We start from the raw sequence: 19,573 nt of genomic DNA on the forward strand, positions 1-19,573 counted from the left end.
TTTAGTATTCAGTGTTCGGTGGTCAGTGTTCGTTGTTCAGTTATCAATTTAAAACCCTCTTTCACATCATTCAACTGAACACTATGAACTGATTATTGAACACTAGTTTTTATATCATCAAATCGCATAAATCTTTTAACGCTTGAACGGTTTGTAAATCATCAGATAATGGTTCTACTACTGCAACGTGAACTGATAAACGTTTTGGAAGACCGCTACGAATAATTTTAGCAGCGTCAATTAAAAGTCGGGTTGAAACCGTTTCTGTTAAACCTAATTCCGTTAAATTCCTAATTTTGTTACCAATGGCAACTAATTTTTTAGCTACATCTTGATCGATTTGTGTTTCATTAACTAGTATCTCAATTTCAATTTTTGGTTCAGGATATTCAAATGATACGGCAATAAATCTTTGACGCGTGGATGGTTTGAGCTCTTTAAATCCGCGTTGATAACCGGGATTAAAGGAAGCTACTAACATAAAATCGTGATGCGCTTTTACAGTTTCGCCTAATTTGTCTATAAATAATTCCCTTCTGTGATCTGTGAGAGAGTGTATGGCTACAATGACATCTGGTCGAGCTTCTGCCACCTCGTCGAGATAAATAATAGCTCCTTCTTTTACAGCAGTGGTCAATGGACCATCAAGCCAAACGGTTTCTGCTCCCTTAATGATAAATCGTCCTATCAAGTCAGTAGATGAAGTTTCCTCGTGACAACTGATAGTTATAATTTTCTTGTCTAATTGATGCGCCATATATTCAACAAAGCGCGATTTACCAGTGCCAGTAGGTCCTTTTAATAAAAAAGGAATTTTATTTTGATACGCATGGTTAAAGACATCAATTTCTTTACCAACGGGATGATAATAAGGTGTATTTGCTACCATTTATTTTTATTTTAAATAAAAAACCAGAACGCAATAACAATTGTTTTTTCGGAAATGCAAATCTTGAAAACGGTAGCTAAAGCATTCTGGAAATTTTAAATTCAACTTTCACTTTAAAAAATTTTTACGAAGTGCAACTGAATCTCGTTTTACATTCTTTTTATAATGTTCTAATCGTTGCTTTCGTTTTCGCCAATTAAAGCTTCATCTGTAGGCAATCCGTATTTTACAAAATCGTAGATAAAAAGTCCAATTCCAACAGTAAACATAGTGGCACAGATCAGTAAAACGACAAAGTGAATACTGATTTCGTTTTGAACATCCATAAAATCCATTTTCATTTTACGTTCCATGTATACTTGAGCTACACCAGCAACCCCAAAAGCGACTGTCATTCCTAGTATTCCTATATTAGAAAGCCAAAAAGCGGACATTCCTTGTGAACTTTCATAGCGTTTACGTCCTGTAAGATTAGGTAAAGCGTAACTAATAATTGCTAAAACAATCATCGCATAAGCACCCCAGAAAGCATAATGCGCATGCATAGCCGTAACTAAAGTTCCATGTGTATATAAGTTTGTTTGTGGTAAAGTGTGTGCAAATCCTAACAATCCTGCACCTACAAATGAAACGATAGCTGAACCAATCGTCCAGAATAAAGCGATTTTATTAGGATGACTTTTTTCACCTTTTCTATACATATTTACGGCAAACAATGCCATGGCTAAAAATGCTAAAGGTTCCAGTGCTGAGAAAATACCACCTACAACTAACCAAATTTTATTTACTCCAATGTAATAGTAGTGGTGTCCTGTTCCTAAAACTCCCGAGAGGAAAGTAAGACCAACGATTACGTACAACCATTTTTCAATAACTTCTCTATCAACTCCAGTTAATTTTATCAATAAAAACGAAAGAATACCTCCCATAATTAATTCCCACACCCCTTCAACCCACAAGTGAACTACCCACCAGCGGAAGAATGAATCCATCACTTGACTATCAAACCAAATCATTCCAGGAATATAAAGCAAAGCCGCAAATAAGAGTCCCATAGAAAGGATGAGAGCCGTTGTTGTTTGGCGCTTTCCTTTAAATAAAGTTCCTAAGATTAAACCTAAGAAAAGCAGTACATTGACAACCACTAAATAATCTAATTCTCGTGGAATTTCAAGGAATTTTCTACCTTCCCAGTGGTTGAAGTGAAAACCAACGATGGCAACAACACCTACAACAGCTAATGAAATCAACTGTACATAAGCCCATTTTACACTTATCAATTCGCGTTGCGCTTCTTCAGGAATGATATAATAGGCAGCTCCCATAAAGCCAGTTAATAACCAAACAACTAGTAAATTAGTATGTACAGCTCTTGCTGTATTAAAAGGGATAATTTCATGAAGTCCCTGTAATCCAATGCGGTCAAAGCCCATGATAAAGCCGTAGATGATTTGTAGCGAGAACAATAGCATGCACAAAGCAAAAAACCAATAGGCTACTTTTTGTGATTTATATTTCATTTTTGTTTATTTTATTTATTATCGTTCAAAAATGAAATCGCTTTTTCTTTATTCGTGTTTATTTTTAACAAACTTTCTGTAATTGGCGAATTCATATTTTTTGTATTTTAAATTATTCTTCCTCTTTGGCTAATGGCGATACTATTCGATCAAAACCATTTAAGTCGATTTTACCAATCCATTCAAAATAAGCCACCATTGCATTAGCATCCGCTTCACTCATTTTATAGGCTACCATTTTTCTACCTTTTGGATTCCATGGAATGGGTGACATCAGCACTGCCTTTACATAACCTTCGCCACGACGCTCTAAGACTTTAGTGAGCTCAGGTGCATAATAGCCGCCTTCACCCATAATACTGTGACAACCCATACAATTGTTTTGTTCCCAAATTTCTTTTCCTCGTACAACTTCTTTAGTAATCTTACCATAGTTGGTTTGATCGTTTCTGGGCATGAAGGAATAGATAGTCAGTCCAATAAAAATTAAAAAAGTGACTAAAGTTCCTCCTAAAAAAAATGCTCTTGCTTGTGATTTTGAAAGCATAATTATCAGTTTTTGTTAGTTAATAAAAATTTATTTTAGATAAAGGACAAGATTGTCTTTTATTTATCTTGTGCAAAATAATCACATAAAATAAATTTAAAACATGATAAAAATCATTTTTTATAAAATTTTTAGATAAACTATTTATAGACAGCACATAAAAAAATATAAATTGTAATGGACTAATAATGAATACTGTAACTACAAATAAATTTTATAGATTAATTAAGGATAAATTTGTCTTTTATTGATAAAAAGTATTTACATTTGTGAATATATTTTAAATCGAAAATTATAATTATGGAAACTTTAGAGAAAATAACAATTGGAGAATATGTAGCAAAAGATTTTAGGACAGCAGCCGTTTTTTCAAAATACGGAATTGATTTTTGTTGTAAAGGAAATAGGTCTATTGAAGAGGCATGTGATAAAAAAAATATTGATAGTACTATATTACAACAAGAAGTAGAAACTGTTTTAAACACTAGAGATGATAGTGGTATTGACTTTAAATCTTGGCCACTGGATTTATTAGTTGATTATATTGAAAAAACGCATCACCGTTATGTAGAAGAAAAAACTCAAATCTTACTTCCTTTTTTAGACAAATTGTGCAAAGTACACGGAGCCAGTCATCCTGAATTGTTTGAAATTAACGAACTTTTCATAGGTTGCGCTGGTGAATTAGCGCAGCACATGAAAAAAGAGGAGTTAATGCTATTTCCTTTTATTAAAAAATTGGCAAAAGCTAGTCTGACAAATGAGGTAATTGCACCACCTCATTTTGGAACTGTAAAAAATCCAATCGCTATGATGATGCAAGAGCACGAAGCTGAAGGCGATCGTTTTGTAAAAATCGCTGAATTAACTAACAACTATACACCTCCAGCAGATGGTTGTAGCACATACCGAGTAACTTTTGCAATGTTATCTGATTTCGAACAGGATTTACACAAACATATCCACTTAGAAAACAACATTTTGTTCCCAGCTGCTGCTATTTTAGAACAAAAATTTGCTGATCAAAAATAAGTAATTGAACTCAAGGATACGTAAACCAAAAAGTAAATTCATCTTTTTGAATAAGCAAGGTTCGTAAATCTTTGAAGCACTTCTATACCACATAGAAACATAGATAAATAATAATAATTAAGGCATATTTAGCAATCATTTCTTTTTAAAAGTTGAGATCTCTAAATTAAATCTAAAACCCTTTTTTATTTCCAAATTCCTATGATTCTATGTGGTTTTATTTTAAATGGAAGAACAAAAATCTTTGCGACTTATTGTCTTAGTGGCACAATGAATTAATACTAACCAAAAGCCAACCAAATGCTATGGAAAAATACGTTATCAAAAGAAACGGTGAATATAAACCTTTTGAACTATTTAAAATTAAAGATGCGATTGAAAAAAGTTTTCAAAGTGTTTCCATCGCTATTGATGAATCGATTTTTGAAAATGTCGTTTTAAGACTAGAATATAAGGAAACGTGGGCTGTTGAAGAAGTTCAGGATTTAATCGAGAAAATACTTTTCGAAAAAAACTACTTTGAGGTGATGCGTTCCTTCATGTTGTTTAGACACACTCGAAAATTGCAACGCGAGCATCTACATGGTTTAAATGAAGACACGACTTATGTAGATAGCACGCAAACTATTGAGGAATACATCAGTCAAACTGATTGGCGTATTAATGCTAATGCGAATACTTCGTACTCTAATGCAGGCTTAGTCAATAATGTTGCTGGTAAAGTAATCGCTAATTACTGGTTAGATAAAGTATATACTAAAGAGGAAGGCTATGCGCATCGTAATGGTGATATTCATATTCATGATTTAGACTGTTTGACCGGATATTGTGCGGGTTGGAGCTTACGAGTTTTGCTTAACGAAGGTTTTAATGGTGTTCGTGGTAGGGTAGAAAGTAAAGCACCATCACACTTTAGAGAGGCACTGGGGCAAATGTCGAATTTCCTAGGAATTTTGCAAAGCGAATGGGCGGGAGCGCAAGCTTTTAGTTCATTTGACACCTATTTAGCTCCTTACGTTTTTAAAGATAATTTAGATTTTACAGAAGTATTAAAAGCTGTTCGCAGTTTTGTTTACAATTTGAATGTTCCCGCACGTTGGGGACAATCACCCTTTACTAATATTACTTTGGATTGGATAGTTCCTGATGATTTAAAAACGCAAATTCCAACCAAGAATGATTTTCACTTTTTCGAAAGTAATTTTGATTATGATGTTTTGCTAAGAGCTAAAGAGCGAGGCGTTACAAAAGTAACTGATTTACGTTATGAGCATTTTCAGAAAGAGATGAACCTTATCAACAAAGCATATTATACTGTAATGACTGAAGGTGATGCTAACGGGCAACCTTTTACATTCCCAATTCCAACCGTTAATATCACCGAAGAATTTGATTGGGATGGAGAGAATACCGATTTACTTTTTGAAAATACTGCTAAAATAGGTTCTTCTTACTTCCAGAATTTTATAGGAAGTCAATACAGTTTAGACGAAAACGGTAATAAAGTAGAAAACCCGAATGCTTATAAACCCAATGCGGTTCGTAGTATGTGCTGTCGTTTGCAATTGGACTTGCGTGAATTATTAAAAAGGGGAAACGGACTTTTTGGAAGTGCCGAAATGACGGGAAGTATTGGTGTAGTCACCATTAATATGGCGCGTTTGGGTTATTTATTCAAAGGAAATAAAGCAGAATTATACCAACAATTAGATCGATTATTATATATATCCAAATCTACTTTAGAGAAAAAACGCGTATTTATTCAAGAAATGTACGATCGAGGTTTGTATCCATATACTAAAAGGTATTTACAACACTTTAGAAATCATTTTTCCACCATTGGTGTAAACGGAATGAACGAAATGATCCTAAATTTTACGGAGAATAAAGATACAATTACAGCTGATTCTGGAATTGAATTTGCTTCCGAGATTCTGGAACACATTAGAGATCGAATGAAAGAATTCCAAGAAGAAACAGGAAATCTATACAATCTAGAAGCTACTCCAGCGGAAGGAACAACGTATCGATTTGCCAAAGAAGATAAGAAACGCTTCCCTAATATTTTTCAAGCGGGACAGGAAGAAAATATTTATTATACTAATAGTTCTCAAATTCCAGTAAATCACACCGAGGATCCATTTGAAGCTTTATTTTTGCAGGATGAATTGCAATGTAAATATACAGGTGGAACCGTTTTACACTTATACATGAGTGAAAAAATCAGCTCTCCCGAAGCTTGTAAGCAGTTTGTCAAGAAAGTATTGTCAAATTTCAAATTGCCTTATATTACAGTTACTCCTGTATTTAGCGTATGTCCAGTTCATGGATATTTAACGGGGGAACATGAATATTGTCCCAAATGTGATGATGTATTGATGAGCGATTTCACTCAACTAGAAGGAACTTCAAAGGAAGTACTTAAAAACCTATAAAGAATTTTTTTGTTCCTAAATAGGTATAACGAATCCCTAATCGCTATACATTTAAGAAACAACGAGTTTTGCAACGAATCCTTAAACCTTTATCCTTAAACCTTTATCCTTAAACTTTTATCCTTAAACCTTAAACTTTAAACTTTTAAACTTAATAACTATGAAAACAACCACAAATCCAATTCTAGAAAAAAACCAACATTTGAGAACTAAATGCTTAGTGTACACCAGAGTAATGGGGTATCATAGACCTGTAGAGAGTTTTAATATTGGGAAAAAAGGAGAACACAAACAACGAACTCACTTCAATGAAGGGAAATGTTAGTTATCCTATTTACAGCATAACGCCATTTACGCTGTTAGATTACACGCATAAATCAGCCTGCATTCTTTGGTTTTCGGGCTGTAATATGCGTTGTTTGTATTGCTATAACCCGGAAATTGTTCTAGGGAAAGGCAGTATTTCATTCGAAAAAACACTTATCTTTCTTAATTCGCGAAAAAACTTATTGGACGCCGTCGTTTTTAGCGGAGGCGAATGCTTGTTGCATAAAAATATTTTGGAACTCATTGGCAAAGTCAAAAAAATGGGTTTTTTGGTCAAAATTGATACGAACGGTTCAAAACCAATTGTTTTACAAGAATTGATTACCAAAAAATTAATTGATTACGTAGCACTCGATTTTAAAGCGATGCCTGCTCATTTTGAAAAAATAACACAATCTAATTTTTTTCTTCCTTTTCAAAAATCGGTTAGGATGTTAATTGAAAGTGGTCTTTCGTTTGAAGTTCGAACTACGGTACACTCTGATTTGATTGACAAAAATCAACTGCGCCAAATGATTCAGTATTTAGAAAAACAAAATTATCAAGGCAATTATTATATTCAGCATTTTATGAATGGAGCAACTACCTTAGAAAAACTGGGATTTTCAAGTAATGAAATAGAACGAGAAAATCTTTCATCTGCAAATATTAAAGTACACTTTCGAGGTAAATAGGATGCAAATGTCTTTTTGAAAGTGTATCTTTGGAAGTGTATTAAAATTTTATGTGAGCCATCATTTATTGATAACTTCTGTCAAAACGTAAAATAATCTAAATCAGTTGTAGGCAATGGTTTTTCACATAAGATCCATTACCGTAAATTAGTTTTTTGTGCTGAATTGAGGTCTATAATCGTTTCTGGGAGATTTAAATATTTAGAATATGATTTCAAATAAACCCCTAAAAAGAGCGCTGGAATTACAGCCATTAAGCCATGATCATCACCATGGATTGCAATTATGTTGGAAAATAAGAACAGGTTTTTCAAAACAAATTGAAGTGGAACGCATAAAGAAATATGCAGATTGGTTTTTCACAAACCATTTAGTTCCTCATTTTGAACTAGAAGAAGAATATATTTTTATCATTTTGGATCCAAAAAATGAATTGGTAAAACAAGCATTAACTGATCATAGACGTTTAAAAAGGTTATTCAGTCAAAATACTGATTTAGTGAAAACATTAGGACGTATCGAGGAAGAGCTAGAAAAGCACATTCGTTTTGAGGAGCGTGTTTTATTTCCAGAAGTTCAAAATGAAGCTTCTAAAGAACAATTAGTTGAAATTGCAAAAATTCATACTCATGAACTTTTTGTTGAAAATAATGAAGATCCTTTTTGGACGTCATAAAATCAATACTTTCAAAAAATATAAATTTATCAAACAAGAAAACTATTTTTTAATCCATTCGTAAATAATTAATTATGTTTTCTAAAACCTGTGAATATGGAATCCGAGCCACTATTTTTATCGCATCGCAATCCTATCAAAATACTAGAGTAGGACTAAAAGATATTGCTAAAAAAATAGATTCTCCGGAGGCATTTACAGCGAAAATTCTACAGATTTTATCAAAAAGTTCAATTATAAACTCCATTAAAGGAGTAGGTGGTGGTTTTGAAATCTCAAAATTGGCAATGAAACAGATAACACTCGCTCAAATTGTGACTGCATTAGACGGGGATCGCGTTTTTACAGGATGTGGTTTAGGATTAAACAGCTGTTCTGAAGATCATCCTTGTCCAGTTCATGACAAATTTAAATTGATTAGAAACGAATTAGTACACATGTTAGAAAATACTAATCTAGAAGAGTTAGCCTTGGGAATTAAATCAGGAGATACTTTTTTAAGATATTAATTTTAAATGCTAATAATTGTGTCAAATAGTAAAGTTTTGAAAAAGTATAGTTACTTATTTGATCATACAGAATTGGCTTCAAAAATTAAAAATGATGCTTGGATTATGTTAAAGTATGGATGCTTCCAATCTAAAAGCACAAAATACCTTTACAATAATTATTAAATTATTGTAGAGGTATTTACAAATTATAATGAATTATAGAATTTAAAATAAATAAAAATGAATAGTCTTAAAGACCAAATAGTAGCATTAAAAAAAGAAAAAAATGCTGTTATTTTAGCTCATTATTATCAAGAAGCTGCTATTCAAGATGTAGCTGATTATGTAGGTGATAGCTTAGGATTGTCCCAAGAGGCGATGAAAGTAGATGCTGATATTATTTTATTTGCAGGAGTACATTTTATGGCTGAAACGGCCAAAATATTAAATCCAACCAAAAAAGTAATCCTTCCAGATTTGAAGGCCGGCTGTTCGTTAGCAGAATCTTGTCCGCCAGATTTATTCGAAAAATTTGTGAATCAACATCCCAATCATATTGTTATAACATACGTGAATTGTTCCGCTGAGGTAAAAGCCTTGAGTGATATTGTTTGTACGTCATCAAATGCAGTGAAAATCGTAGAATCAATTCCAAAAGAGACTCCTATTATTTTTGCGCCAGATAAGAATTTAGGAAAATATATCATCAGTAAAACGGGTCGCGATATGTTACTCTGGGATGGTTCTTGTGTTGTTCATGAAGCTTTTTCATTGGATAAATTAATTGAAGTATATAAACTTCATCCTGACGCAACTATTATTGCACACCCTGAATCTGAAACGCATATTTTAGAAACGGCAAGTTATATTGGTTCAACTGCTGGAATGATCGATTATGTGAAAACGAATTCGAATACCAAATTTATTGTAGCCACTGAAGCAGGAATTCTTCATAAAATGCAACAAGAAGTGCCTGATAAAATATTAATTCCGGCTCCAGCCAAAGAGGATAATACTTGTGCTTGCAGCGAATGTGGTTATATGAAAATGAATACACTTCAAAAAGTCTATGACTGTTTGCTCAATGAAACTCCCGAAATTGATGTTCCAGAAAGCATCAGAAAAAAAGCATTAATTCCCATTGAACGCATGCTCAAATTGTCTAAATAATGGTTGATACAAATTACCTAATTATTGGTTCAGGCGTCGCTGGACTTACTTTTGCCATCAAAATTGCGGATCGATTTCCAAATAAAAAAGTGACAATTGTAACCAAGTCGAATGCGGATGAATCTAATACTAAATATGCACAGGGAGGAATAGCCATTGTCACCGATGAAACTCAAGATTCCTACCAGAAACATATCGAAGATACGCTAATTTGTGGAGATGGATTATGTGATTCTGATGTGGTTAAAATGGTTATTACCGAAGGGCCAAAACGATTAAATGAACTCATTGAGTGGGGAGCTAAATTTGATACAATAACCAAAGGTAATTTTGATTTAGGTAAAGAAGGCGGACATTCTGAAAACAGAGTAGTGCATCATAAAGACCAAACGGGTTATGAAATAGAGCGTGCTATTTTAGAACAAGTAAATCAAAAAGCGAATATCACTGTTTTAGACTATCATTTTGCATTGGACTTAATTGCAGCAAATAAACAATGTTTCGGTGCTTATGTTTTGAATCAAAAAACGAAAGAAATTATCACATTTCTATCAGATTATACATTGCTTGCCACCGGTGGTATTGGGCATATTTACGGACATACAACTAACCCAGTAATTGCGACAGGCGATGGAATTGCTATGGCTTTTAGAGCTAAAGCTACCATAGAGGATATGGAATTTATCCAATTTCATCCTACAGCTTTACACGAAGATTCTATTAGTTCTAAATTTTTAATTTCAGAGGCAGTTCGAGGTTTTGGCGCCCATTTGCGTACCAAAAACGCAAATAGATTCATGCTTGATTATGACGAAAGAGCTGAACTAGCTTCACGCGATATCGTTTCTCAAAGCATCGATTTAGAACTTAAAAAATCTGGCGATGATTGTGTTTATCTAGATTGTACACATTTAGATTTAGCTGCTTTCGTTAAACATTTTCCGATGATTTATGACCGATGCAAGAAAAATGGAATTGACATCGCCAGAGATTGGATTCCAGTAATTCCAGCTCAACATTATCTTTGCGGTGGAATTGTAGTGGATAAAAACGGAAAAACAGATATAAAAAACTTATTTGCGTGTGGCGAATGCTCTAGAACAGGCCTACATGGAGCAAATCGATTAGCATCTAATTCCTTATTAGAAGCTCTAGTATATGCTGATAAAATATATAATTATTTAGCCGAAGTTTCTTTTGAAAACAAACTAGAATATAGTTCTATTTCAGAATGGGACTTAGCATTAAAAGCTATTGTAAAGCCAGAATATCTCGCTACTTTTAAAAGTAAATTTCAACTTTTGATGCGTCAAAATGCAGGAATTGTACGTTATGATACTGATTTGCTTAAAGCAAAAGAGCAACTAGTACAATGGCAAATTGAATTAGAGATAATATGTAAAAACTATCAAATCACCACCGAACTATTCGAATTGCTCAATATGATTACTGTCGGAAACTTAATCGTACAACAATCTATCGAAAGAAAAGAAAATCGTGGTGGTTTTGTAAAATATGAGTACAGTAATAAGATCTAATACCAAACGAATTTATATTTTAGTCCGATTCGATATAAAGTAATCCAAATCATTTTTTACAACAAAAAAATTGCACAAACTTCAACTATTAATCAGTGGAAATCTGTGCAATTTGTTTTAACAAACAGATGCAATAAGACACTTTGACAGTGTTTCTTTTTAAACCATTAAAATTACTAATAAGAAAAAGTTACATTCAAATAGAAATTTCTTCCACTTCTAGGAATATTATTCCAATCTGAAAAAGTAGAATAATAAGTGTCTAAGATATTTTCAATTCCCGCTCTCACATTCAATTTGCTTCCATCTATCGCAAACAAGTAGCTGGTAGCAAGATTTAAAATTGCATAATCGGGCGTTCTGTCTTCTCCATAGAAAGGGCTAAATTGAGATTGCGTTGCATTTCCTTGCACCATAATTTCAGATGAAAAACGATCTATTTTATAATTTAATGATGCGGAATAGCGCAACGGACTGATAAATGGCAAATTTTTATCTTCAAAATCTTTCCCGTAGTTGTAAACCAATTGTCCTTTTGTTTTAAAATGATCATTAATTTGGTATTCAAGATTCAAATCAGTGTTAATAATAGCAGCATAATCTAATGCTGTATAAATTTTTATTCCACTGGCACCTATAGTCATTGGTAGTACAGTTGCATCTGGTTTTCCTACGATATAATTAGAAATATGAAAATAAGAAGACGTGAGTTTAGTAGAGAACTTTTTTGTTGAATAACCTAAAGAAGCATTTCCTTCTATTGAACTCTCATTTTTTAATCCAGGATTGCCAATGTAATCATATTGATCAAAACTATTGAATAAATAAAAGCCATATCCTTCAGAAACTGATGGAGCACGCTCGCCGTATGCTACACCAAAACCATATTCAAAACCTTTTTGACTATATGCATAATTAGACGAAACACTATTCAAGACTCGGCTTTTGCTTTCACTCATGTTTGGATAGAAAATTTGTAAACTTTCTAAACCCAATTCATCTGCAACTTCATTGAAATGATGGGCAAGACTTGCGGAAAATTTCAAACTAGAATTAGAATTCAAAGCGATATTATCTTCTAAAAATAGGCTTCCGTAAAAAGTCCTTACATCAGGCCAAGTAAACATAAACATCAAATTCTCGTTTGGGTCACTTGGATACATTGTCATTTCGGCAATAGAACGATTATAAAACGAGTTTAAATCTGCAATAAAATGATGATTTTCAAAAACTCCTTTTACTTTCGAATAAAATCCATAAGTATCACTCCAGCCTGGCATATCCATGTGAATAGGGACAAATGGTCGTTTTGTATCATCCATTCTGTGCGTAATGGTGTTGTAATATATTTTTGTTTCCCAACTTGTCATTGCGAGATCCGAGCTAATCTTTTCTGATTTTGGAGTATATTCAAACTTCAATGAGGTAATTAAGGCTTCCGCCAATGAGATATCCATTGGTAAAGCAGGATAACCTACATCCGTTGCTTTGTCATAAATAATTGAGCCTTCAATAAGTTTATTTTCATTTAAAAGAAATCCAGATGTGACAGAAATATTAAATTTTCGAAACTGTGAAAACAAAACTTCTTGATTATCACCACCTTTATAATTACCGGCATCACGATGCATAAAGTCAGTATCAACATAAAAAGTTTTGTCGACATAATTAACTGCTGTTCCAAAAATTTTCTGATTGCTATTGGTTTCAAAACCAGAGTTAACAGAAGCCTTCCAACCTAAATCATTAAAACTGCTTCGATTTCTTTTTAAATCAATAGCGCCGCCAATTGTAGCACCATGGCAAGAGCCTTGTTGGCCTGATTTTATAGTAGCTTCAGATAAATTAGAAATTTCGATATAAGAGGTAATTGGGTCCATTTTATCGGTGCAAGCACCAAAGATTCGCATGCCATCAATGGTAATTAAAGTGCGTTCAGTTGCCATATTATTAATGATTGGCTCCCATGCATATCCGCCTCTTTTAATCATTTCGATTTTACCAGATTGCTGCAAATATTCCTCAATTGTGGCTAATGGTTTGACTTGCTTTTGGCTTAATTGAGACTTTCTACCAATTACAATAACTTCGTTTAAGTCCTTTGGTGTAGTAGTATCTTTCACTTTTTCTTGTGAATAAAGCGAAACTGCAACAATAAAATGTAAAGCTATAAAGAGTACTGTCTTTTTCATAATAAATAGATGTTAAAAAGGTCAAAATAAATAGGCTTTTGACCTTTTTTATATAGGAAAATTTTTCTAGCACGAATGACGATAGTTTTGATTCATTTGCCACTAAGACACAAATAGTATTCTATAACTTTTTGATAGGTCAAAAGCAACAAACCTTGGCTACTTTGTGACTGTAAAACAAATTCGAATCGTGATATTTAAACTGATTAGGTTATTTTAGAATTCCACTTCAAAGTAAATACTACTTGCAGGAACAGCGACAGTAATAGCTTCGCCTTTCAATACTTCATTGCTAGCATTCAATAGTTGTAAGTTAATTTTCCAATATCCTGTCATGGTCAGAGATAATTTTCCACGGTATAATTTATCGTTAGCAGACTGTGTTAAATCTATATTATTAGGAGAACCGTGATTTCCCATACTTGGCATTCTTGGGTCAATTTTAACTTTAAAACGGTCAACTACTGGATATGATATCATAGAGGCCATCTTAAAAACACCAACAGTCATGTCATTTGTAGCTACTTTTGGATTTGTAGGTTCGATTAATGCCAAGAGATATTTAGTTCCATCAGTTCCAGTAAAGTTTGTTACTCTTTGTTTGGCAGAAGCAGGAACAGCAATTTGACCAGTAGCGGTGTAAGAAACACCATTAATAGTATAAATAACAGTTAGAAACCAATGCTCCATGGTGTTTTCAGCCATTTGAAAAACAATGTAACCGTTATATATAGTTTCTTTTCCTGTTGTTTTAGTAATTGCAGAATAAGGGCAGGCGTGTGACATTGTTGTCATTTTCATTAATGGCGTCCAAGTAATGATTGCCTCTTTTTCGTAAGTATTAGAGGTTTTGTTCTTAATTCGCAAAGAAATTAGATTATGTCCTTGTTGAAAAGCTCCAGTAGCTGAATAAAGCTCTACAACATGAGTGTCATTTGTAAGTTCTTGAACTTTACTTAATCCATTTAATTCGTTAGCTGTAACTGGTGCGTCATCATTTGTGCAAGAAGAAAAAACGAAAAGGATAGCCAGTAGAGCTACTATATTTTTTAATTGAAATTTCATTTTATTTTTATTTAAGTTTATATGGAGTGGGTTTGAAAGGATTTTCTTTTTTCAAACAATTGTAGCCATGAGCTATCGTCCATTTGAAAAAATCAGACGAAAACACATATTTTTTTAAAATTTATGAAATAACGGTGGGTGGGTGAAAAACAGACTTGGTGATTTTGTAAGAATACAAATTAGAATAAGCACTATTTGCTTCTTTAGTTTGATGAAAATAAAGCGGTGCAATTGTAAGTAAGTAAATTTCTTGAAAAAATACTACTACCGTTTCTTGAGAAGACATTTTCTTATTTGTTGAAATAGGATTTTCACTTTCAGAGTTTTTTGCCAATTCCTTCATCAAGTAACATTTTCCGTTACAATGTAATTTAGGTTTGTCTTTATTTATGCAAAGCACTTTTGCGATATAATCATAATTAATCACATATTCAAAAACCGGTAATATTGGTTTTAAAAGTAGAATTAATGCTAATATCAGTACCGCTTTTTTCACAAAACAAAGATAGTATCACAAGGCAGTGATTTGCATGACTTTTATCATGTTTGCTGATTAATTTGAAATTTATTAAACAGTAATTTAGGAACTTAAACGGTTGGTTTGAAATACGGATTATCGATAGTTATTCCAGATGCGATCTTAATTGAAGAACTGAAATTGTTCGCTTTCATTCTGACTATTTTCTATTTTAAATATTTGTAACTTTGCAACCGTATAAAATTATAATTTTTTGAAGATGAAGCGTGTTGTTGTAGGACTTTCAGGAGGAGTAGATTCAAGTGTTGCAGCGTATTTGTTGCAACAGCAAGGTTATGAAGTAATTGGTCTTTTTATGAAGAATTGGCATGACGATTCTGTTACCATTTCTAATGAATGTCCATGGTTAGAGGATAGCAACGATGCTTTACTTGTGGCAGAAAAACTGGGTATTCCTTTTCAAACAGTAGATTTAAGCGAGCAATACAAAGAGAAAATTGTTGACTATATGTTCAATGAATATGAAAAAGGGCGTACTCCAAATCCTGATGTTCTTTGTAATCGCGAAATAAAATTTGATGTTTTCATGAAAATTGCATTAAGTCTTGGAGCTGATTTTGTGGCAACGGGTCACTACTGTCGCAAAACTGAATTAGAGATTAATGGCGAAACCGTTTATCAATTAAAATCGGGTGCCGATGGTAATAAAGATCAATCCTATTTTTTATGTCAATTATCACAAGAGCAATTGGCAAAATCATTATTTCCTATAGGAGAATTAACAAAACCTGAGGTGCGAGAAATCGCAGCGCAAATGGATTTGATTACTGCCGATAAGAAAGATTCTCAAGGATTATGCTTTATAGGAAAAGTGCGTTTGCCAGAATTTTTACAGCAAAAATTACAACCAAAAGAAGGTTTGATTATACAAATTGATAAAAATGATCCAATTTATTCTTTTAATAAACCTGATAATCTTACTTTAAAAGAAAATTTGATTGCAGCATCTAAGCATTTCCCTTATATTGAACAAATGGGAAAAATAGTAGGGAAGCATCAAGGAGCACATTATTTTACTACTGGTCAACGTAAAGGTTTGAATGTTGGTGGCACGACTGATCCTTTATTTATTATTGCAACTAACGTTACGAGTAATACTATTTACACTGGTTTAACAAGTCAACACCCTGGATTGTTTAAAAAAGCACTCAAAATCGAAAATGAAGAGGTGCACTGGATTCGTAACGATTTGGCTTTAGCCAATGGGGAACGTGTGGAGTATATGGTTCGAATTAGATACAGGCAACCTTTGCAAAAAGCAACTTTATATCAATTTGAAAATGCCATGTACATCGAATTTGATGAACCACAATCAGCAATTACCGAAGGACAATTTGCAGCCTGGTATTTAGAAGATGAATTAATTGGATCAGGAGTGATTTCATAATATTACTTTTACCCTATCATCGTTTACAGTACATATTTATCCTAGCAAAGACTTATACTATGAGAAAACGATACCTAATTTTTTTATTAATTTCCACCTTAGGATTTGCTCAGCAAGATGCATGGGTTTATTTTAAATCTAAATCCAATAGTCAAGCCTATCTTGACGCGCCTTTATCCATGCTATCTCAAAGAGCATTAGATAGGAGAACCAATCAAAAGATAGTGTTAGATTTAAAAGATATTCCTATTGATGCATCTTATATTAATCAAATAAAAGCTAAAGCAGGTATTACTGTTTTAGCCAAATCGAAATGGCTTAATGCTATTCATGTACGCGGAAGTCAAGCTGATTTAAATACCCTAGCGATGTTACCATTTGTAAGTAAAGTAGATTTTGCGAACAAAGTATTGAATAAATCTGCTAAAATCGCAAAAACTACCAAGATAAAACGCGTCGATAAATCAGAAAAGACAAAAATTGACTTTGCTTATGGTAATTCTGCGAACCAAATCGAGATGTTGAATGGACAAGTTTTGCATCAGCAAAATTTTACAGGTTCAGGAAAAATTATAGCAATCATGGATGCAGGATTTCCTGGAGTTAATACTGCACAACCTTTCCAGAGATTACGAGATAATAATAAAATTATGGGAGGATACAATTTTGTATTGCGAAACTCCAATTTTTATTCAGGGGATTCTCATGGCACATTAGTATTATCAACCATGGGAGGCTATAAAGAAAATGCATTGATTGGTACCGCGCCAGATGCTTCGTATTATTTATTCGTTACTGAGGATGATAATTCTGAAAATCCTATTGAAGAATCGCTTTGGGTTGAGGCAGCTGAAAAAGCGGATAGCCTTGGCGTAGACATTATTAATACATCACTAGGCTATTTTGACTTTGATAATACCGCGTACAATCATACCTATACTGAAATGAATGGTGCCACAGCTTTTATGTCTCGCGGCGCAGAAATTGCTTTTAGTCGTGGTATGATTGTCGTGGCTTCAGCTGGTAATTCAGGTTCTTCAAATTCTAATCCGCATATTGCTGTTCCCGCAGATGCTGTTTCAGTAATTGCTGTTGGTGCAGTTAATTCAGTTAAAAATAGAGTGTCATTTAGTTCAATAGGACCATCATTTGATCAAAGGATAAAGCCAGAAGTTATGGCTCAGGGTCAATTATCGGTCGTCTCTGATGAAACTGGAAATATAGGAGTTGCTAATGGCACTTCTTTTTCTGCACCTATCATGGCGGGAATGATAGCGAGTTTATGGCAAGCGCTTCCGCAAATGACTAACCAGCAAATTCGCAATATCGTTATTCAAGCTTCAGATCGTTATGCCAATCCAAATAATCAGTTTGGATATGGAATTCCTGATTTTGATTTAGCATTAAGCAAGCAATTGGTGTTAAATGCCGTAATTTCAGATGAATTTATTGTTTATCCTAACCCAACTAGTGATGTAATTAGAATAGTATTTCCTGAAAAAGTTATAGTGGGAACATTATTTATATACAACACTGTAGGTCAGAAAATGATGGAACAAATAGTTAGTGTTAATTCACCAACGGTTTCTTTAAAATCATTAGATAAAGGAATTTATTTATACAAAATGGAATCAGATAATTTTTCTAAATCAGGAAAAATTATAAAACAATAGGCATATACCTACATGAATAAAATCACCCAACTTTTTAAAATTAAATATCCAATTATTCAGGGAGGAATGATTTGGAATAGTGGTTACAAATTAGCAAGTGCAGTTAGTAATGCTGGCGGTTTAGGACTGATTGGTGCTGGATCAATGTATCCAGAAGTGCTACGCGAACACATTATAAAATGTAAAAAAGCAACCTCAAAACCTTTTGGTGTCAATGTGCCAATGCTTTATCCTAACATCGAAGAAATAATGAAAATCATTATAGAGGAAGGGGTGAAAATTGTATTTACATCAGCTGGAAATCCTAAAACTTGGACCTCATTTTTAAAAGAAAACGGTATAACAGTTGTTCATGTAGTGAGCAGTTCCGCATTTGGATTAAAAGCACAAAATGCAGGCGTAGATGCTATTGTCGCCGAAGGTTTCGAAGCTGGCGGTCATAATGGAAGAGAAGAAACAACCACATTTACGCTGATTCCTATGGTGAAAGAAAAAATTTCAGTTCCCATTATTGCCGCAGGCGGAATTGCCACTGGCCGAGGAATGCTGGCCGCAATGATCCTTGGTGCTGATGGTGTTCAAGTGGGTAGTAGATTTGCTGCATCAATTGAATCATCAGCACACGATAATTTTAAACATAAAGTAATAAATGTCAATGAAGGGGACACGCAGCTTACCTTAAAAGAATTAGCACCCGTTCGCCTTATTAAAAACAAATTTTATCAAGATATTCAAGATTTATATCAAAAAAATCCATCAAAAGAGGAACTTCTCACGTTACTAGGTCGAGCAAGAGCAAAAAGAGGAATGTTTGAAGGTGATTTAGTAGAGGGCGAACTAGAAATAGGTCAAGTTGCTGGGTTGATCCATCAAATTCAACCAGTAGCAGCCATTATTGAAGAAATGATAACTGATTATGAGATTGCAAAAAAAGAATTAACCACATTTGGATTTTAAATAATGACAAGAATTAAACAAATTATTTTACTGCTTATTCTAGTCTTAGGGTTTCAAAGCAGCTTTGGGCAAACCTATAAATTTAAGACTTCAAGTTTTAGCGTTTTAGAGAAAAATGAAAAAGGGAAATGGGGTAAATGGTCTGATTTAAGTTTGGCTGATATTTTAGTTTCATTAGATACTGACAAAAGCCGAATCATTATATATTCTCAAATAATTCAACTTTTTGATATTGTAACCTATCAACCTATAGAGGAAAATGAATCTGATATTGTGTATTCCTTTACATGTATTGATAATGAAGGTACAAATTGTACAGTGTCTATTGTTACGAGAAAAAAGCAAGAAAATAGAAAACAACTTTACATAAATTACGGTAACAGAATTATAAACTATAATATTTTTAGTATGCTGTAGCAGCGTTGCTATTAAAATAGCATTACTTCCTTTAAAAATCAGCAT

The 19,573-nt window shown here is 33.3% G+C and carries 18 protein-coding genes; 12 read left to right on the forward strand and 6 right to left on the reverse strand.

Annotated features, from left to right (window positions below; all coding sequences use genetic code 11):
* Window positions 1-109 precede the first annotated feature (109 nt).
* From RCH18_RS01800 to RCH18_RS01810, 3 genes are all read right to left on the reverse strand, one after another.
* The gene (locus RCH18_RS01800; RefSeq protein ID WP_326935055.1) at window positions 110-889 is read right to left on the reverse strand and encodes a CbbQ/NirQ/NorQ/GpvN family protein; all 780 of its coding nucleotides are present in this window, start codon (window positions 887-889) and stop codon (window positions 110-112) included.
* Window positions 890-1,059: 170 nt separating this feature from the next.
* A complete protein-coding gene (locus tag RCH18_RS01805) occupies window positions 1,060-2,409 on the reverse strand; it encodes a cbb3-type cytochrome c oxidase subunit I (protein ID WP_326935056.1) in 1,350 nt (449 codons plus the stop codon).
* 112 nt (window positions 2,410-2,521) lie between these two features.
* A complete protein-coding gene (locus RCH18_RS01810) occupies window positions 2,522-2,956 on the reverse strand; it encodes a c-type cytochrome (RefSeq protein WP_326935057.1) in 435 nt (144 codons plus the stop codon).
* Between the two features lie 300 nt (window positions 2,957-3,256).
* On the opposite strand from RCH18_RS01810, the gene ric reads away from it, so the two are divergent.
* The 8 genes from ric to nadB all read left to right on the forward strand — a co-directional run bounded on the left by ric (window position 3,257) and on the right by nadB (window position 11,299).
* Window positions 3,257-3,988: an iron-sulfur cluster repair di-iron protein gene (gene ric / locus RCH18_RS01815; protein WP_326935058.1), complete on the forward strand. Its 732-nt coding sequence runs from the start codon at window positions 3,257-3,259 to the stop codon at window positions 3,986-3,988.
* 305 nt (window positions 3,989-4,293) lie between these two features.
* Entirely contained in the window at window positions 4,294-6,423 is a 2,130-nt protein-coding gene (locus tag RCH18_RS01820) for a ribonucleoside triphosphate reductase (RefSeq protein WP_326935059.1), read from the forward strand.
* Window positions 6,424-6,583: 160 nt separating this feature from the next.
* Window positions 6,584-6,748, forward strand: a complete 165-nt coding sequence (gene nrdD / locus RCH18_RS01825) for an anaerobic ribonucleoside-triphosphate reductase (RefSeq protein ID WP_326935060.1) — start codon at window positions 6,584-6,586, stop codon at window positions 6,746-6,748.
* The gene (locus RCH18_RS01830) at window positions 6,732-7,424 is read left to right on the forward strand and encodes an anaerobic ribonucleoside-triphosphate reductase activating protein (RefSeq protein ID WP_326935061.1); all 693 of its coding nucleotides are present in this window, start codon (window positions 6,732-6,734) and stop codon (window positions 7,422-7,424) included. The genes nrdD and RCH18_RS01830 overlap by 17 nt, the downstream gene beginning before the upstream one ends.
* A gap of 208 nt (window positions 7,425-7,632) precedes the next feature.
* Complete coding sequence (locus tag RCH18_RS01835; RefSeq protein ID WP_326935062.1) at window positions 7,633-8,100, forward strand: hemerythrin domain-containing protein; 468 nt, start codon at window positions 7,633-7,635, stop codon at window positions 8,098-8,100.
* Between the two features lie 74 nt (window positions 8,101-8,174).
* Complete coding sequence (locus RCH18_RS01840) at window positions 8,175-8,609, forward strand: RrF2 family transcriptional regulator (RefSeq protein WP_326935063.1); 435 nt, start codon at window positions 8,175-8,177, stop codon at window positions 8,607-8,609.
* Between the two features lie 222 nt (window positions 8,610-8,831).
* The gene (nadA, locus tag RCH18_RS01845; RefSeq protein WP_326935064.1) at window positions 8,832-9,761 is read left to right on the forward strand and encodes a quinolinate synthase NadA; all 930 of its coding nucleotides are present in this window, start codon (window positions 8,832-8,834) and stop codon (window positions 9,759-9,761) included.
* Window positions 9,761-11,299, forward strand: a complete 1,539-nt coding sequence (gene nadB, locus RCH18_RS01850; RefSeq protein WP_326935065.1) for an L-aspartate oxidase — start codon at window positions 9,761-9,763, stop codon at window positions 11,297-11,299. Before nadA ends, nadB begins: the two co-directional genes overlap by 1 nt.
* A 176-nt stretch (window positions 11,300-11,475) precedes the next feature.
* On the opposite strand, the gene RCH18_RS01855 is transcribed toward nadB, so the two are convergent.
* The 3 genes from RCH18_RS01855 to RCH18_RS01865 all read right to left on the reverse strand — a co-directional run bounded on the left by RCH18_RS01855 (window position 11,476) and on the right by RCH18_RS01865 (window position 15,052).
* The gene (locus RCH18_RS01855) at window positions 11,476-13,491 is read right to left on the reverse strand and encodes a TonB-dependent receptor (protein WP_326935066.1); all 2,016 of its coding nucleotides are present in this window, start codon (window positions 13,489-13,491) and stop codon (window positions 11,476-11,478) included.
* 216 nt (window positions 13,492-13,707) lie between these two features.
* Window positions 13,708-14,556: a hypothetical protein gene (locus RCH18_RS01860; RefSeq protein ID WP_326935067.1), complete on the reverse strand. Its 849-nt coding sequence runs from the start codon at window positions 14,554-14,556 to the stop codon at window positions 13,708-13,710.
* A gap of 121 nt (window positions 14,557-14,677) precedes the next feature.
* The gene (locus RCH18_RS01865) at window positions 14,678-15,052 is read right to left on the reverse strand and encodes a hypothetical protein (RefSeq protein WP_326935068.1); all 375 of its coding nucleotides are present in this window, start codon (window positions 15,050-15,052) and stop codon (window positions 14,678-14,680) included.
* A 241-nt stretch (window positions 15,053-15,293) separates the two neighbouring features.
* On the opposite strand from RCH18_RS01865, the gene mnmA reads away from it, so the two are divergent.
* From mnmA to RCH18_RS01885, 4 genes are read left to right on the forward strand one after another with little or no spacing between them, the layout of a single operon-like run.
* Complete coding sequence (mnmA, locus tag RCH18_RS01870) at window positions 15,294-16,481, forward strand: tRNA 2-thiouridine(34) synthase MnmA (RefSeq protein ID WP_326935069.1); 1,188 nt, start codon at window positions 15,294-15,296, stop codon at window positions 16,479-16,481.
* A gap of 59 nt (window positions 16,482-16,540) precedes the next feature.
* A complete protein-coding gene (locus RCH18_RS01875; RefSeq protein ID WP_326935070.1) occupies window positions 16,541-18,154 on the forward strand; it encodes a S8 family serine peptidase in 1,614 nt (537 codons plus the stop codon).
* Window positions 18,155-18,166: 12 nt separating this feature from the next.
* The gene (locus tag RCH18_RS01880) at window positions 18,167-19,111 is read left to right on the forward strand and encodes an NAD(P)H-dependent flavin oxidoreductase (protein ID WP_326935071.1); all 945 of its coding nucleotides are present in this window, start codon (window positions 18,167-18,169) and stop codon (window positions 19,109-19,111) included.
* Between the two features lie 3 nt (window positions 19,112-19,114).
* On the forward strand, window positions 19,115-19,528 hold the full coding sequence (locus RCH18_RS01885; RefSeq protein ID WP_326935072.1) for a hypothetical protein: 414 nt from the start codon (window positions 19,115-19,117) through the stop codon (window positions 19,526-19,528).
* The last annotated feature ends 45 nt before the right edge of the window (window positions 19,529-19,573 follow it).

This window comes from Flavobacterium sp. PL11 (genome assembly GCF_035985025.1).
Lineage (GTDB): Bacteria > Bacteroidota > Bacteroidia > Flavobacteriales > Flavobacteriaceae > Flavobacterium.